This window comes from Aquibacillus rhizosphaerae, assembly GCF_030282825.1.
Classification (GTDB): domain Bacteria; phylum Bacillota; class Bacilli; order Bacillales; family Amphibacillaceae; genus Aquibacillus_C; species Aquibacillus_C rhizosphaerae.
This window is the reverse complement of sequence record NZ_JASTZU010000008.1, coordinates 1-16535: the sequence shown is the minus strand read 5'-3', so window position 1 is coordinate 16535 and position 16535 is coordinate 1. Positions and strand designations below refer to the sequence as shown.

14 protein-coding genes are annotated in these 16535 nt (G+C 36.3%); 9 read left to right on the top strand and 5 right to left on the bottom strand.

Going from position 1 to position 16535, the window contains the following annotated elements; translation table 11 throughout:
• Positions 1-538 precede the first annotated feature (538 nt).
• Entirely contained in the window at positions 539-1285 is a 747-nt protein-coding gene (gene hemQ / locus QQS35_RS01330; RefSeq protein WP_285929920.1) for a hydrogen peroxide-dependent heme synthase, read from the bottom strand.
• A gap of 293 nt (positions 1286-1578) precedes the next feature.
• On the opposite strand from hemQ, the gene pta reads away from it, so the two are divergent.
• Both pta and menC read left to right on the top strand, forming a co-directional pair.
• A complete protein-coding gene (gene pta, locus QQS35_RS01325) occupies positions 1579-2550 on the top strand; it encodes a phosphate acetyltransferase (protein WP_285929919.1) in 972 nt (323 codons plus the stop codon).
• 603 nt (positions 2551-3153) lie between these two features.
• Positions 3154-4275: an o-succinylbenzoate synthase gene (gene menC / locus QQS35_RS01320; RefSeq protein ID WP_285929922.1), complete on the top strand. Its 1122-nt coding sequence runs from the start codon at positions 3154-3156 to the stop codon at positions 4273-4275.
• Positions 4276-4360: 85 nt separating this feature from the next.
• On the opposite strand, the gene QQS35_RS01315 is transcribed toward menC, so the two are convergent.
• Positions 4361-5203, bottom strand: a complete 843-nt coding sequence (locus tag QQS35_RS01315) for a lipoate--protein ligase family protein (protein WP_285929918.1) — start codon at positions 5201-5203, stop codon at positions 4361-4363.
• Between the two features lie 272 nt (positions 5204-5475).
• Here QQS35_RS01315 and QQS35_RS01310 point away from each other — a divergent pair, with 272 nt between their 5' ends.
• Both QQS35_RS01310 and QQS35_RS01305 read left to right on the top strand, forming a co-directional pair.
• Positions 5476-6771, top strand: coding sequence for an HD domain-containing protein (locus tag QQS35_RS01310; protein ID WP_285929921.1), 1296 nt, complete (start codon positions 5476-5478; stop codon positions 6769-6771).
• A gap of 224 nt (positions 6772-6995) precedes the next feature.
• Positions 6996-7496, top strand: a complete 501-nt coding sequence (locus QQS35_RS01305; RefSeq protein WP_285929917.1) for a YwgA family protein — start codon at positions 6996-6998, stop codon at positions 7494-7496.
• A gap of 85 nt (positions 7497-7581) precedes the next feature.
• On the opposite strand, the gene QQS35_RS01300 is transcribed toward QQS35_RS01305, so the two are convergent.
• Positions 7582-7764: a 2-hydroxymuconate tautomerase gene (locus QQS35_RS01300; RefSeq protein WP_285929916.1), complete on the bottom strand. Its 183-nt coding sequence runs from the start codon at positions 7762-7764 to the stop codon at positions 7582-7584.
• Positions 7765-8717: 953 nt separating this feature from the next.
• On the opposite strand from QQS35_RS01300, the gene QQS35_RS01295 reads away from it, so the two are divergent.
• Entirely contained in the window at positions 8718-9242 is a 525-nt protein-coding gene (locus QQS35_RS01295) for a YwhD family protein (protein ID WP_285929915.1), read from the top strand.
• 137 nt (positions 9243-9379) lie between these two features.
• On the opposite strand, the gene QQS35_RS01290 is transcribed toward QQS35_RS01295, so the two are convergent.
• Entirely contained in the window at positions 9380-11452 is a 2073-nt protein-coding gene (locus QQS35_RS01290) for a transglycosylase domain-containing protein (RefSeq protein WP_285929914.1), read from the bottom strand.
• Positions 11453-11905: 453 nt separating this feature from the next.
• On the opposite strand from QQS35_RS01290, the gene speE reads away from it, so the two are divergent.
• From speE to argS, 4 genes are all read left to right on the top strand, one after another.
• On the top strand, positions 11906-12733 hold the full coding sequence (gene speE, locus QQS35_RS01285) for a spermidine synthase (protein WP_285929913.1): 828 nt from the start codon (positions 11906-11908) through the stop codon (positions 12731-12733).
• A 153-nt stretch (positions 12734-12886) separates the two neighbouring features.
• Positions 12887-13981, top strand: coding sequence for an AimR family lysis-lysogeny pheromone receptor (locus tag QQS35_RS01280; protein WP_285929912.1), 1095 nt, complete (start codon positions 12887-12889; stop codon positions 13979-13981).
• A 222-nt stretch (positions 13982-14203) separates the two neighbouring features.
• A complete protein-coding gene (locus tag QQS35_RS01275; RefSeq protein WP_285929911.1) occupies positions 14204-14641 on the top strand; it encodes a DUF1934 domain-containing protein in 438 nt (145 codons plus the stop codon).
• Positions 14638-16305 carry an arginine--tRNA ligase gene (gene argS / locus QQS35_RS01270; RefSeq protein WP_285929909.1) on the top strand — a complete coding sequence of 556 codons (1668 nt, stop codon included), beginning with the start codon at positions 14638-14640 and terminating at the stop codon, positions 16303-16305. Before QQS35_RS01275 ends, argS begins: the two co-directional genes overlap by 4 nt.
• Positions 16306-16346: 41 nt before the next feature.
• Here argS and QQS35_RS01265 read toward each other — a convergent pair.
• The coding region (locus tag QQS35_RS01265; RefSeq protein WP_285929908.1) for a hypothetical protein at positions 16347-16535 on the bottom strand (189 nt) is incomplete at its 5' end.

Below are 16535 nucleotides of genomic sequence, written 5' to 3'. Positions count from 1 at the left end.
GAGTGTCGCCAATTTAACTTGATACGCTGAAAAACAGCATCTATTGAATAATCTTTCTTATGATTGTAAAGTTTTTTAATATGTTCCGTTACAGTGCATTTAACCAAGGCCCAACTACCTCTCACTTGAAAAGAAAACGATACTAAGCGCAGGGAAAATACGAGACTCTTCGAAAATAAAGAGCCATTTTCTTCGTGTGGGGTAAATTCATGGATGTCATTTCAATGTCCTATGGGAAAGGAACAGTCTGAAGGCCCCACAGTGAGCGGTATTTGCGAGCGAGGAGACTGAAGCGTTCCCCGTGGAAAGCGAGTGTTTTTCCGCAGCGTTGGCGTTGGATTACAACTAAACTAGGGAAGAATGCACAAAAGCAAAGAATACTTAATGCGTACTTTATATCAAGTGTGACGTTTACTAAGCTATTTATCTTATAAAAAGGTGGATGGAAAAAGTACCATACAGAAAAATAAATTAAAAAAAGAGATTCACTCTTACGGAGGGAATTCCTCGTGAGTGAACCTCAATGCTCATTAAAGTTTTAAACGTATAAAAATGCTGGAACTTCGTCTTTTTCTAAGCGATTACCAACATAAAAAGCTCCAAATTCGCCGTAGCGTGCACTTACTTCATCAAAACGCATTTCATAGACAAGTTTCTTAATCTCAAGTGCGTCATGTGCGAATAAGGTAACGCTCCATTCCCAATCATCAAAACCCATAGATCCAGTAATGATTTGGCGTATTTTACCTGCATACTTTCTTCCAGTCATTCCATGTTCATACATTAATGTTTTTCTGTCTTCCATAGGTAGCGAATACCAATTATCATTTCCTTGACGACGCTTGTCCATTGGATAAAAACATATATGCTCCCATTTTGGTAGGCGAGGTTTTAATCGTGCTTGAATCTCAGGTGTTTGTTCTGGATCTTCGCCCTCTTTCACCATATATTTAGAAAGTTCTACGACAGATACATAAGAATATGTAGGAATCGTAAATTCAGCTAATTTAGATTTATTAAAAGCTAACTCAACCTCACCAATTTCTTTCATTGTTGGTCGAAGTATCATAAAAATAAAATCAGCTTTATGTCCAATAATTGAATATAAGGCATGACTTCCATTTTTCTCTTGTTCTACTTGCTCCCATTTTGTTATAAGTGATTGAAACTCACTCATTGCAGCTTGTCGCTCCTCTTCAGAAGCAAGCTTCCAAGATGTCCAATCAATTGTTCTTAAGTCATGTAGACAATACCAACCATCCATTGTTTCTACTGCTTCAGCCATTTAAATCTCTCCTTCATTGTACTACTGTTTTTAATATAACATAATTGGGGAAATATAATCATGGGGAACGATATAAACCATAATATATGTATGGATGGACGAAAACCCCTTTAGTTGCAGCGTTTAACATGTAATAATATCAAAAAGTTAGCTAACACTAAAAGGTAATTGTCATGATTTTGACAAATACATGAACGAAAATAAAATAGAATTAGGAAAAAATAGTCTATCACTTTCATTCATACACAAAATGGCGTATCATATGTAACAGATAGAATGTTGGAGGTATTTACATGAGTGATTTATTTGGAAAGTTAAAAGGTAAATTAAAAGAAAACGGCAGACGTATAGTGTTTCCGGAGGGGTTAGATGAAAGGATTCTAACAGCGGCAAGTCAGCTAGGTGCCGAGGGTGTTTTAGTGCCTGTACTAGTTGGTGATGAAGAAAAAGTACAACAGAAGGCAAGAGAAGTTGGGGTTGATATTGCAAACACAGAAATCATCGACCCGAGTAAATATGATCAATTTGATGAGATGGTAACAAGTTTTGTGGAAAGACGTAAAGGAAAAGTAACAGAAGAAGACGCTCGTAAATTACTTCTTGATGAGAATTACTTTGGTACGATGTTAGTATATATGGAAAAAGCGGATGGATTGGTAAGTGGTTCGGTACATTCAACTGCAGAAACGGTAAGACCTGCACTACAAATTATTAAAACGAAGCCAGGAATTAAGAAGACTTCTGGTGTATTTATCATGGTTCGCGAAGACGAAAGGTATGTTTTTGCTGATTGTGCAATAAATATTTCACCAAATAGCCAGGATTTAGCTGAGATTGCATTAGCAAGTGCGGATACTGCTGGGTTGTTTGACATAGAGCCACGTGTGGCTATGCTTAGCTTTTCTACCAAAGGATCTGCACAATCGGAAGAAACCGAAAAAGTTTCTAAAGCCGTAACAATTGCAAAAGAACAAAGACCAGATCTTGTGCTTGACGGTGAATTCCAGTTTGATGCAGCTTTTGTTCCATCAGTAGCAGAAAAGAAAGCGCCGGATTCCGTGATTAAGGGGGATGCAAATGTCTTTGTATTTCCTGGATTAGAAGCCGGAAATATTGGATATAAAATTGCACAACGTTTAGGCAATTTCGATGCAGTTGGCCCAATCTTGCAAGGTTTAAATAAACCTGTAAATGATTTATCTCGTGGCTGTAACTCTGATGATGTATATAAACTAGCGATTATTACTGCTGCCCAATCTCTATAGGTTTTATTAGTTGCTCTAAGAATTATATAAACATGCAAGAAACAAAAACGAGCTTGATTTCCTTCAAGCTCGTTTTCCTATTTTTAAGTATTTTGCGTCATAACTTTTGGGTTAAATAGAGTAGTAATGTGAAGCTTGGTAATACACTGCCATTCTGAGGGTCAAACTTAGGCCACCTGTCTAATAGGATAAGGTTTCTTAGATTAACAGGCATAAAGTATTTTCAGGCGAGTTATCATAAATGAAACTAGCCCCTTATCGTAATGACGTGGGTTAAATTGGTATTGCAGACTTTCTAGTGCAATTACCAAAACAGAGCCATAATACGAAAGGGACTATTAATAGGCAGGATAACACAAATTTCACTTCTTACTACTGTTGTCAGTAAACAACATTTGACTCCCTTTGAGTAGTCTAAATTAACATTTACGTTGTCGGATTTCATACCACATATGAAGATATAAAATAACAATAATTTCAGGTGGAGAGCCTACTTTTTCATATGCAATTCTATATTCAGATTTCTTTTTCTTTTCCTACAGATGCTATTCGATTATCATAAATAGTAACAGTTAGATTTTGAAATGAGGTAAGAAGATGTCAATGAATGCTCCGATTTCAATACAAACAGTTATTCTCCACCGGTTAGTAATGCAATTAAAACACCCTTTTACAACGAACATAGGTGATTTTCAAAAGAAAGATTTCTTTATTGTTGAAGTAATTGATTCTAACGGCCTCAGTGGGTATGGTGAAACGGCTGCTTTTCCGAGTCCATGGTACACCGAGGAGACGACAATGACCACGCAGCATGTAATGGAATCATTTCTTATCCCTTTATTGATGAATAAACCAATTACCCATCCCGATCAAGTGTCACAGCGATTTCAGGTGGTTAGGAGAAACAATATGGCTAAAGCTGCCATAGAAGGGGCTGTCTGGGACTTATACGCAAAAATAAATGACGTACCACTTGCCGTAGCGATAGGTGGAACTAAACAGGCTGTTGATGTAGGAGTTGCCATTGGGGTCCAAGCCTCTATACCGGAGCTCTTACATCTAATTGATACATATGTAGCCCAAGGGTATAAACGTGTGAAGCTGAAAATTAAACCTGGCTGGGACGTTCACGTTTTAAAACAAGTGAGGCAACAATTTCCTAATCTAGCAATTATGGCGGATGCCAATTCCGCATACACATTAAAAGACATCGATCTTTTAAAACAAATCGATGATTTAGATTTATTGATGATAGAACAACCGCTAGCCCATAACGATTTTCTTGACCACGCAACATTGCAACGAGAGCTCTCTACGCCCATTTGTTTGGATGAAAGTATTCATACTTTCTCTGATGTGAGATTGGCAATAGAACTAGGTAGTTGCAAAATAATTAGTATGAAACTTGCTCGTGTCGGAGGAATTACAGAGGCAAAAAAAATCCATGATTATTGTCAAGAACATCATGTGCCAGTATGGTGTGGAGGGATGCTAGAGGCAGGGGTTGGGCGAGCGCATAGTTTAGCAATTGCAACACTGCCACAATTTCAGTTCCCCGGTGATACATCGGCATCTTCTAAATATTGGGAGCATGATATTATCCAACCAGAAGTTAAAATGACTGATGGTCAAGTACGGATACCGAATCAGCCAGGAATCGGTCATGATATAAATTGGGACGCAATAACACGTTATCGGATAGATAAAAAAGTAATAAAAAACTAGTAAGTAGTTGCGTAGGTATGTTGAGGTTCACAAAAGATAACATTGCTAGAAGTAGCATGAAAAAACATAAATAAAGCACTTGGTGTTATGCAAGATCACCAAGTGCTTTGCTATTTCTATCTATCATGTGTTCCATCCGTTTTTGAAATTCAATTAGTTCATGCTCATTTAAATCATCTGTAATGACATCTTTTGTTAAGGAAGAAAGCGCATCAAAGATACGTTCTTTAACATTATCAACTGTTAGATTAGTATCTAGCAATTGAGCTAGTGACTTCATTGTTTCAGGTTCAATCGTAGGATAGTCAAACCGACCTGTTTCACCTCGTAGTCCATGAATATAAAAATCACGGATCAGGGCAGCGCGTTCGCTTCCATCACCCTCGACACACAAATAAATTTGAATTGCTGATCCATTCTTAACACGACGTTGTGAAATACCTGCAAACTTTTTCCCCTGAATACTTAAATCGTATTCACCTGGACAGTAAGATCCTGTCACTTCAAACGCTTCTATCTGATCAGTAAGATCACTAAAAATATGCTTTGTAAAATCAACCATCACCTGATAACCCTCATGGATACCGAGTTTTTTTACATCCGGAAAAATGAAGGACATATTCAACACTCCATCATCGAGAACAACCGCAAGCCCCCCCGAATTGCGAACGACTGTACGATAGCCGTGGTTATGGAGGAAATGAATACCAGACTCAATATAGGGTAGTCTCGCATCAGGAATCCCTAATACAATCGTTTGATCATGAACCCACAGTCTTGCCGTAGGAGGTGAATCATTGTTTCCTACTGATATAGCAAGAGCATCATCAGCTGCAAATGATGCCATTGCAGAAGGTAATTCGCTAGTGTTACTATGATCAATATAACGAAAAGTAGAATCATTTATGATTTTTTTCCAATTACTCATCTTCTATTTCTCCTTCACTTGCTTTAGCCTGTATCATTATACCAGAGTTATTTCTTTGTCGCTTAGATAGTTATATTTTTAAAAGGTTTTAACTAAAAAGCATTTTTGTTCATGCTAATCTATTATATAATGATAGTTATAAATAATGAATAAGTGGTAGGGGTAAGTAATGTACAATTTCTTAACAATTACTATATAAAGGTTGTTCAAAAGGTCATGGTTATTATTTTAACAAAACTTTTTGAATAGACACATACAGGAAGGATTAAATGATGTCATATAAGGATGAACAATTAAGTGAGGAAAAGGTTTTTAAAGATCCAGTTCATAGGTATGTTCATGTGAAAGATCAGGTAATATGGGATTTAATTGGAACGCCTGAATTCCAGCGTTTGCGTAGGGTGAAGCAATTAGGAACAACATACTTAACGTTTCATGGAGCGGAACATAGTCGTTTCAACCATTCGCTTGGTGTATATGAAATTGTTCGGCGAATTTTGTTGAATTTTGAAAATAGGCCAAATTGGAATAACGAAGAGCGATTGCTATGTTTATGTGCAGCTTTGCTTCACGATCTTGGACATGGTCCATTTTCACATTCATTTGAAAAAGTATTTAAATTAGACCATGAAGATTTTACGAGGAAGATTGTTCTTGGAGATACCCATGTAAAACAAATATTACTTAAAGTAAGTGATGACTTCCCGCAAAAAGTTGCTGATGTCATTAATAAAACATACGAAGACAAGCTTGTAGTTAGTTTAATATCAAGCCAAATTGACGCCGATCGCATGGATTATTTGCAAAGAGATGCCTATTTTACTGGTGTGAGTTATGGTCATTTTGATATGGAACGTATTTTAAGAGTTATGCGACCAATGGAAGATCAAGTTGTTATCAAGGCATCGGGAATGCATGCGGTAGAGGATTATATAATGAGTCGTTATCAGATGTATTGGCAGGTTTATTTTCATCCAGTAACGCGCAGTGCAGAAGTAATTCTTTCAAAAATACTCCACCGCGCCAAGTATTTGTATGAAAATAATTATGAGTTTGCTTTAAAGCCAACTCACTTTTTATCTTTTTTTAAAGGTGATGTGAAATTAGATGATTACATCAGGTTGGACGAGCCTGTTGTATTGTATTATTTCCAAATGTGGGCAGATGAAGAAGACTCGATTTTGAGTGATTTATGTGTGCGATTTAGTAACCGCCATTTATTTAAATATATTGAGTTTAACCCGAATTTACAAATGCAAGAATGGATGGAATTATATAGTTTATTTAAAGATGTAGGCATTGATCCGGAGTATTATTTAGTAGTTGATTCTTCATCGGACTTGCCTTATGATTTTTATCGACCAGGTGAAGAGGAAGAAAGGTTACCAATTCACTTATTGATGCCAAATCAGGAACTGCAGGAGCTATCAAGACTGTCAGACGTAGTCGAGTCAATATCCGGAAAGAAAAGGACAGACCACAAACTGTACTTTCCACAAGATTTCATTGAGGCACTGCCTGATGATAGTAAAGAAAAAGCTCGTATTTTTGAAATTTTATTTAACTGAGTCAATTTAATAATTACCTTAATCAGTCATCTGCGAAAATATATAGTTTGGAATGATGTTTATCCAACTGTATATTGTTGTAGGTGACGATGAAATTGGTATTATGAAATTGATGAGTCAATTTAATAATTACCTTAATAAGCCATCTGCGACAAAATTGGTATTATGAAATTGATTGAAATAGAAAAAGATGAATTTTCAAGTTTGGATAGGGGATGTTTGAGTTGTTAGCTAATCATGCAAAATTAATGAAGTTCTTTTTAGCGTCAGATGAAATCACAGGTAGAAAAAAATTACAAAAGATGATATATATATTAAAAAAATGCGAAATTCCATTTGAAGAAAAATATGAATTTCATTTCTATGGACCTTATTCAGAGGAATTAACTTTGCGTGTAGAAGAGTTATGTAATCTAGGATTTATTTCTGAAGTGAAAGAAAAGAAAAGCAATTATTTTCAATATCGTTATAAAATGACTTCACAAGGAGAAGATTTTTTAAATCATTCACAGGTGGATTTACCAGTTATGGATGAAAAAATTGCTTTAATGAAAGAGAAAAGTTCCCGTTTTCTTGAACTTGTCTCTACGATGCTCTATTTTGACCATTTATCCAAACAAGAAGTCGAAGAAAAAATACAAGCAGTAAAAAAGAAGCAGAATTATAACGAGCAAGATTTACAAGAAGCGTGGGATTTTATAAGTGACCTGAAAGTAAAGCATTAACAAAAGGCTTTTAGAAACAGCCTAATAAAAAAGTAGCTTAGTTGTCCACATTAGGACCAACTAAGCTACTTTTTATTTTTCTAGATTAGTCAATTAATCTTTTGCCACCAACACCGTAGTGTCTTTGGTTGATTTCTTCCACAAAGACAACTACCTTTTCTGCCGGTGCTCCAGTTGTCTCGACAACTGCTTCTGTCACTTTTTCAATTAATGCTTTCTTTTGATCGTCAGAACGACCTTCTAACATTTCAACAGTTACATACGGCATACAAAACAACTCCTCTATTTGATAGTATAAAGATAACTCAAATTGTATAAATTGTAAAAAATATTGTCAATAATGTATGAAAGTACTTTTAAATATAAGGGGCTTTTCATCCTTCAAACTTGATAGAAAGTCTTCACTAAGACATTCTTAACTTTTGTGCAATACTTTAGTTTAGTGGTAACTTGGCGCTACGGAAAAACACTCACTTTCCATGGGGAACGCTTCAGACTGTTCCTTTCCCATAGGACATTGAAATGACACCCATGAATTTACCCCACACGAAGAAAATTGATTCTTATTTTCGAGGAGTCTAGCATTTTGCCTTCGCTTAGAATAACTCTCTTTTCTAGAGAAGAAGTATACGAAGTCTTTTAGAAAATACAAAGATGTTTCTTCGTGCTATGCAATCAAATACTGCCCTAAGGGCAAACGAAGACAATGAACCCATAAGTGAGCGCTCTTGCCTGCCATCGAAAAGCTTAGTTTATTTTTACCGTTTGCATAGTGCATCGTTTTACAAATATTTAGCTATTCCTACTTATGATGGTTGATTGAGAGCGTAGGGCAGTCGATCCTTGAAAATACATTTCAATTTTCTGCGTGCGATGCAAATTCAGGAAGGAAATTCAAAGTCCTGTGGGAAAGCAACAGCTGAAAATCCCGCAGGACAAGTAAAGCTTCGAAAGCATAACATCGCACGCAGAAAAAGTGTTTTCCTTTTTCAAGGATTGGGTTCCTTCCGAGGAAGTTGAAGCGTTGCCCACGGAAAGCGACTGCCCGGAGCGGAAATCACATAGCAGTTAGTGCAGTTTATCTTTTATCTGTCATAAACAACAAACTCGAAAAAAATATCCTAGATTAAATCCTATTTTTGGATATGCTACAATAAAATCGGTATAGTATAAATAGACATATCTATAAGTAATTATTATATTTTTTAAGGAGGAATACAAGTGAGTTCGGAAAAGTCTTCCAATCAAAAGAAATCAAATGCGTTTACAATTATGAAGGATGATTCAACAGATGGCCATGGAGGCTATGGAGTTGGTTCAGTCAGTTTAGAAAATATATCTCCGGTTATTATTGATCCAAATGAAAATAGAGCTTTTGTTGATATGGGTGCGATGCATGCTCGAAGTGAAATAGAAAGAAGGGTAAAGTTTATTCCAAATAAAGAGGAAGTACCTAATGGTAAACTTTATTGGATTGTTTGGGTGACAGTAGAACGTGGTGAGAATGGCCCCTTTTTCTCAGGAGTAGCTGGTAGTGAAGTAAGGGTAGATCGCTCGATAAAGCGTGCATATAAATCGATGCCAGAACATGTTAACCACATGGATAAGTCGATGAAGGGAAAAATTATCGTTGAACATATGGATGAGCCTTCTAAGAAATTACTAGCTGATTTTCTTCGGAACTTCGATGATAATATGTGGACAAATTCAACAGATGAATTAAAACAAGCCTTACCTGAAAAATGAACATTTTGTGAACAATGATGAAAATCGATGAAACAACTTGTGATTTTGTCTAGTAATTTGTAAAATATGTACACATGGTGATACCATGTTGCTAGGACAAGAAAAAGACCGGATATTATATCCGGTCTTTTTCTTTGCTAATCACCAATGAAAGGAAGCCAATCCCAAATGTTTTTCTTCCTGTCTTCTGGTTGTGGTTCTTTTTCACCTTCACTATCGTCTGGCCTATGTACAGAGCAATAGGAATTAGGTTCGGTTCCTTCCACAAAATACATTAAACGCTGCTCCTTGCAGTATGGTGTAGCCAGATCTCCAGAGATTGGATCTACATAGGCACCAACGATACCCTCAGGAACTTTAAATGATTGTAAAGGTTTATCCTCGTGTGCTTTTTCCATAAAGGAAGCCCATATCTGTTTTGAATATTGTTGTTCATTTATTTTTTCGATTGGTTTATTTTTATCATATCCAGTCCAAATACCAGTGACAATGGAAGGGCTATATCCAATCATCCAACTATCAGTCTTCGTCGTACCAGACTTTCCTGCGTAGTTTTGAGACAACTGATCTGCAATTGTAGCCCCAGTCACTTGCATATAGCCGTTTAATGATTCATCAAACATTCCTGTCATTAAGTGCGTTAAGATAAAAGTATTTCTAGGATCTAATGTAGGTTCGCTTTTTTTCTCTGGACGCTCATACATAACATTACCTTCTGAATCCGTTACTTTTTTTATTGTATGTGGAGTGACCGATTGTCCACCATTAGCTATCATGCTGTAGCCGGCTACCATCTCTTGTACACTTACACTTTCTGTTCCAAGTGCTAGTGAGGCAACGGGGCGAAGCTTACTTGTTATCCCAAAGTCTCTTGCGGTATCTACTAACTTTTCTGGTTGAATGAACAGGTTTGTTTTTACGGCATAGACATTATCAGATAAAGCAATTGCTTGTGCGAGTGTAATAGGTTTGTCAGCATAATACCCGTTATAATTACTTGGCTGATATACAGTTCCATCAGCCAGCTCAAAATTTGTAGGCTTACTCATTAATGAAGTTGTAGCAGTATAGCCATTCTCTAAAGCTGCATAATATAAAAATGGTTTAAATGATGAACCAGGCATTCTTTTGGCCTGGAAAGCTCGATTATATTGGCTTTTTTCGTGATCTCTGCCTCCAATAAGAGAAATAATCGCTCCATTTTTTGGGTCCATCGCTAAGCCGGCAACCTGCATTTCTGTATTTATATCTAACGTCTTGTTTGTTGAGGTCTCAAGTTGCTGTTGGTTTTCTGTATTTAATGTAGTATAAACCTGATATCCACCAGAACGAATCTCTTCAATATCTTCATTAAGGAGTTGTTGTAATTCTTGTAAGACAACATCTTGAAAATAAGGAGCAATTACTTTTTTTGACCGATTTTCCGGCTCAGTTAGATTCATTTTTTCATGGGAAGCTAAATAGAATTCTTTTTTAGAAATTAAATTTTCTTTATGAAGACTATTAAGAATTTGAACTTGTCGATCTTTAGCATTTTGATAATGATGGAAGGGTGAATAATAAGTAGGTCCCTTTGGAATACCGGCAAGTAGAGTTGCTTCAGCAATACTCAAGTTATCTGCTGAAGTGTTAAAGAAATATCTACTAGCAGCTTCCACCCCATAAGCGCCATGACCATAATAAATCGTGTTTAGATACCCTTCTAATAATTCATCCTTCTCATAAAACATTTCAAGGCGGATTGTATATAATGCTTCTTTAAGTTTTCGTTTCCATGTCTTTTCATGTGAAAGATACAGATTACGAGCATACTGTTGCGTAATCGTACTGGCTCCCTGAACCATGGACATGGAGCGTATATCTTGAATCGCAGCTCCAATGATGCGCTTTAAATCAAAACCGCTATGTTCATAGAAACGGCGATCTTCCGTTATAAGTGTTGCTTCTATTAATTGTGAATCCATGTCATTTAAGTCCACCCAATACCGGCTTTCAGGGCCTCGTTCTTCACCAATCACATCACCGGAATCACTATAATAGACCGTGTTTTGTTCATTTGTTAAAGCTGGGGGACCAAGGCTATAAGCATACACAAAAATTGCCATGACAAAGCCAACCATTAGAAAAACGATACTACAGGAAGAGATAATTAACCAACGGAGCGGTTTATGTTTTATTTTAAATAATAATCGCTTTAGCAATGAAAGCATACGAATTCTCCTATAACATAGTGTCAGGATTTTTTCTTTAGAGTCAATCTCATAATTACCTTATTCAGTCACCTACGACAAACTTGATAGTATGAAAATGATTTAGCTATCTATCCATTATGGGAAATTGAACGAAAAAATAAACATGAAATGACATTATCGTGAACGATTACCTTGATTTAAACGAAAAGAAAAAGTAAATAGAAACGTTTGAAACCTGTAGCCCTTATAAAAAAGTTTGATTTTTAGCATTTATTCTCTAAAATTAGATTGTTTGAATCTAACGTGATTGGTAAATATGAAAAGAAACAGTAGAGTTAGTAAAAGTGGTGGAAAAGACAAGTCCGTGCGGCTAGTTCATTATGATTTTTAGGATCTATATGATTGAAAAGGCATAAAATCAAATTCAAAACAAATCCTAGTAATTAGGAATTTATTAAAGGAGTTTTAAATATGGAATTATGGTACACAGAGAAACAAACGAAGGATTTTGGGATTACAGCTAAAGTAAAAACAACACATCACACAGAAAAAACAGACTTTCAACAGTTAGACATGATTGAAACAGAAGAGTGGGGAAACATGCTTGTTCTTGATGGAATGGTAATGACTACCGACAAGGATGAGTTTGTTTATCACGAGATGATAGCCCATGTACCTCTATTTACACACCCTAATCCAAAACATGTTCTTGTAGTTGGTGGCGGTGATGGTGGTGTCATTCGCGAAGTGTTAAAACATAAATCAGTTGAAAAAGCTACACTTGTTGAAATTGATGGAAAGGTAATAGAATACTCTAAAAAATATTTACCATCGATTGCTGGAAGTTTAGATGACCCAAGAGTAGAAGTAAAAGTAGATGATGGCTTTATGCATATTGCAAAAAGTGAAAAAGACTATGATGTGATTATGGTTGATTCCACAGAGCCAGTTGGTCCTGCTGTTAATTTATTTTCCAAAGGTTTTTATGCTGGGATATCAAAGGCATTAAAAGATGAGGGGATATTCGTAGCACAAACGGACAATCCATGGTTTAAAGCCGATCTTATTCATCAAATCTATCACGATGTAAAAGAGATTTTCCCGGAAACTAATTTGTACACAGCCAATATTCCAACCTATCCAAGCGGGCTATGGACATTTACAATGGGAAGTAAAATTCATGATCCATTAAAAGTGAAAAAAGAGCGTTTTGAGGAGATAGACACGAAATATTACACAGATGAAATTCATTATGCTTCGTTTGCGCTACCTAAATTTGTAAAAGATTTGACAAAATAAAGTCTAAATTGTGGTTTAAGAATTCCAAACAAGGGAATTTTATTGTAAAGTTTTTGTAATATTTTTATTGATTATGTTAAAATATGATTCACTATATTAAATTTGTCGTATTCTGTCGTTGACCCATTAAATATAAGAATGGTAGGGATTTCATTGAATAGAAAACATCGTCAGAGTAACTACTGCTATCAAGAACAGGTTCATAACAGTAATGAATGGGAGCCGTTTATGTTTGATGGAATGGAATTACCATTGCATCAAGTGTTTCAATTAATATCTGTTACTGAAAAAGATATAGATGTTGCGATAAAACGTACACGGGATTTATGTATGTATGCAAGATCTGATGAAAATAAGAAGATAGGATTGGAATTCCTTTATTCACATGGTTTATTGGATGAACTAGATGAATTAATCGCTACGAATCTCCAAACAAATAACCCAGATAATATGAAGTGGGCCAAGATATATCAAATTATGAATGACCGGAAAAGAAGTGATAACAGTCCACTCGACATAGCGCAACCGATGGATTATTTAAATCGTTTAAATGATATTGATATATCAGGCGTAGAACTTCAATGTCTAAATGATTTTCTTCGTATTTTTTGTGAGTTTGACATTAACCAATACAGGAACTTTGGCACGTATTCAGAACGGTTAAGGGAGATGATTCAACAGATTGATGATCCTTTAATTAGAGATTTGTTTTCTTCTCGATTAGATGAAGCATTTGCTATATTTCATTGGAAAAGAAACGAAATGATACTTGCAAGAAAGTTCGGTTATCGAATTTTAAATGCGACCAAGAGCCAAAAGAAAAAAATTGATATCCACAATATGATGGCATTAGGCTACTTATATGATAATTATCAACAAGCAATGTATCATGCTAACGAAGCGTTAGAGATTGCTAAAGAAATAAATTCGGTATCTGCTTTACAAGGGCTGAATAATTTTACGATTCCTTTTATTTGTGCCTATCATAGAAAAACGGAAGGTATTTCTTCAAATATTCAATCGGAAATCGCCCATATTGCATTAGCAAAAGGAGATTATAAGACGTGTATTGAAATACTAAGAAATGCGGAAACGCTAACACCATTTCAACAATATTATCTAGGTAAAGCATTACAAGACGAACAATTGTTGCAAGAATCTTATCACCGTTTTATTAATGAGCGCAGTGATTATTTTTATGCTAAACTTCCTGTTTATGAGCTAAGAAAACTGAACGCATTCCAATAGCGCTTCCTTTATGAGGAGGCGCTTTTTCAAAGATTATTGAATTATGTACCTTTGAGGGAGCACGAATGTTACTCTTTAAGTTTGTTCTTCATACCTAGGTGCCTCGTGCTTTTTTTCCTACATATAGAATGAGAACGATTAAGTTTTCCTTCACAAAACTTGTATTTTTATCATTTCATTCTTATACTTAATTTCGTATTCGATTTTGTAAAGGGTGAAAAAATGGTACCAAATCAAATTCCAGTTAAGGTGAAACTCGTCACAGAGATAAGAGACCTCGGTGCAAAAGACATAACAGTTGTCGAAGAAGACGGGATGTTTATACAAAAAGGTCAAACATCTGTATTACGTTATGTTGAACACAATGATAATGGGGAAGATGTAAACTCACTAATCACGATTCACCCAGATAAAGTTAGTGTAAAACGAACTGGCCCAGTTGATATGCTTCAACAATTCAGAAAAAAACAAATGACCGAAAACGTATATCGTCATGCTTACGGGACGATTCATATGGAAACACATACAGATCAAATTACATACCAGCAACCGGTTGACGGGAAAAGTGGTAGGCTTTTTATTAGTTATACAACAAAATTAAATGGTGAAGGAGAAAGACGACACCGTTTAACAATTACTATTCAGGAGGATAACCGATGAATATAATGCAACAAATGCAAGAAACGTTGAAAGAGGAAATCAATCAAGCAGTATTAAAAGCGGAACTTGCTACCCAAGAACAACTACCAAACATCATTTTAGAACAACCAAAAGATAAAGCACATGGTGATTACGCGACTAATATTGCGATGCAACTAGCCAAAATAGCAAAAAAGGCACCTAGACAAATTGCCGAAGAAATTATTGCTAATTTTGATCAAACAAAAGCATCGATAAACAAACTAGAAATCGCGGGTCCAGGTTTTATTAACTTTTTTATGAACAATGCGTATTTATCAGATTTAGTCACAACCATTATTGAGCAAGGTGACCAGTATGGAGCATCTAATACCGGAGAGGGTCATAAAATTCAAGTGGAGTTTGTATCTGCCAATCCAACGGGAGACCTTCATTTGGGACATGCTCGTGGTGCGTCAGTAGGGGATTCACTCTGTAATATTTTAGCAAAAGCAGGATATGATGTATCAAGAGAATATTATATTAATGACGCTGGGAACCAGATAGTTAATCTTGCTACATCTGTTCAAGCGCGTTATATGCAAGCGCTCGGTAAAGAGTGGGAGATGCCTGAAGATGGTTATCATGGTAAAGACATTATTGAATTAGGTGAAAAGTTAGTGGAAGAGTTTAAAGATGAGTGGGCCGATAAATCGGAAGAAGATCGCCTCGCATTTTTCCGTGAGTATGGTTTAAAATATGAGCTTAAAAAATTAGAAACGGATTTAGCGCATTTCCGAGTTAACTTTGATGCTTGGTTTTCTGAGACTTCATTATATACGGATAAAAAAATTCAACCTGCATTAGACCAGCTTCATGAAAAGGGTCATATTTATGAACAAGATGGTGCAACTTGGTTCCGTACAACTGACTTTGGTGATGATAAAGATCGTGTCCTAATTAAAAATGACGGAACTTACACGTATTTAACACCCGACATTGCTTACCATAAAAACAAACTGGACCGTGGTTTTGAAACGCTAATCAATATTTGGGGTGCCGACCACCATGGCTATATTCCAAGAATGCGTGCTGCGATTCAGGCACTAGGTTATCAAGCTGATACTTTAGAAGTTGAAATTATCCAAATGGTTAATCTGTTCCAAGATGGTGAAAGAGTCAAAATGAGTAAACGTACAGGGAAAGCTGTTACGTTAAGAGAACTTATGGAAGAGGTTGGCATTGATGCAATGCGTTATTTCTTCGTCATGCGCTCTGCTGACTCTCACCTTGACTTTGATATGGACTTAGCACGCTCTGAATCTAACGAGAACCCTGTATATTATGTGCAATATGCTCATGCGCGTATTTGTTCGATGTTAAGACAAGCTACCGAAAAAGGTTTTAATGCAGATACGTATGATGCTTCGTTACTTACTGCTGAAAAAGAAGAAGAACTGTTAAAACGCTTGGGTGAATTCACACAAGTCGTTGCGGATGCAGCAGAAAACCGTACACCACACCGTATTACCCAGTATATATTTGACCTTGCATCGAGCCTGCATAGCTTTTATAATGCAGAAAAAGTTCTCGATCCAGAAAACCCTGAGCGGACCAAGGCTAGAATGGCACTCATGAAATCTGTACGGATTACACTTGCCAACGGCCTAAAGTTAATTGGTGTTAGTGCACCAGATAGTATGTAACTTTAAATAAGCTAGTATGAAGATGCGTTTGCCCCTTCATACTAGCTATTTTTATGTGGATACGGCGGACTGAAGGTTGACCAGCCATATATGAGGGTGGAACGAGCATAAACCACGCCTGAAAGTAGATAACCTCGGCATACGCGGTCATAAAACAAGGTTGAACGGGCAAATCCAGCCACGGGAAGGACATATCCGCCCAGCGACAGGACGCCTGCCGTGGTGTGAGC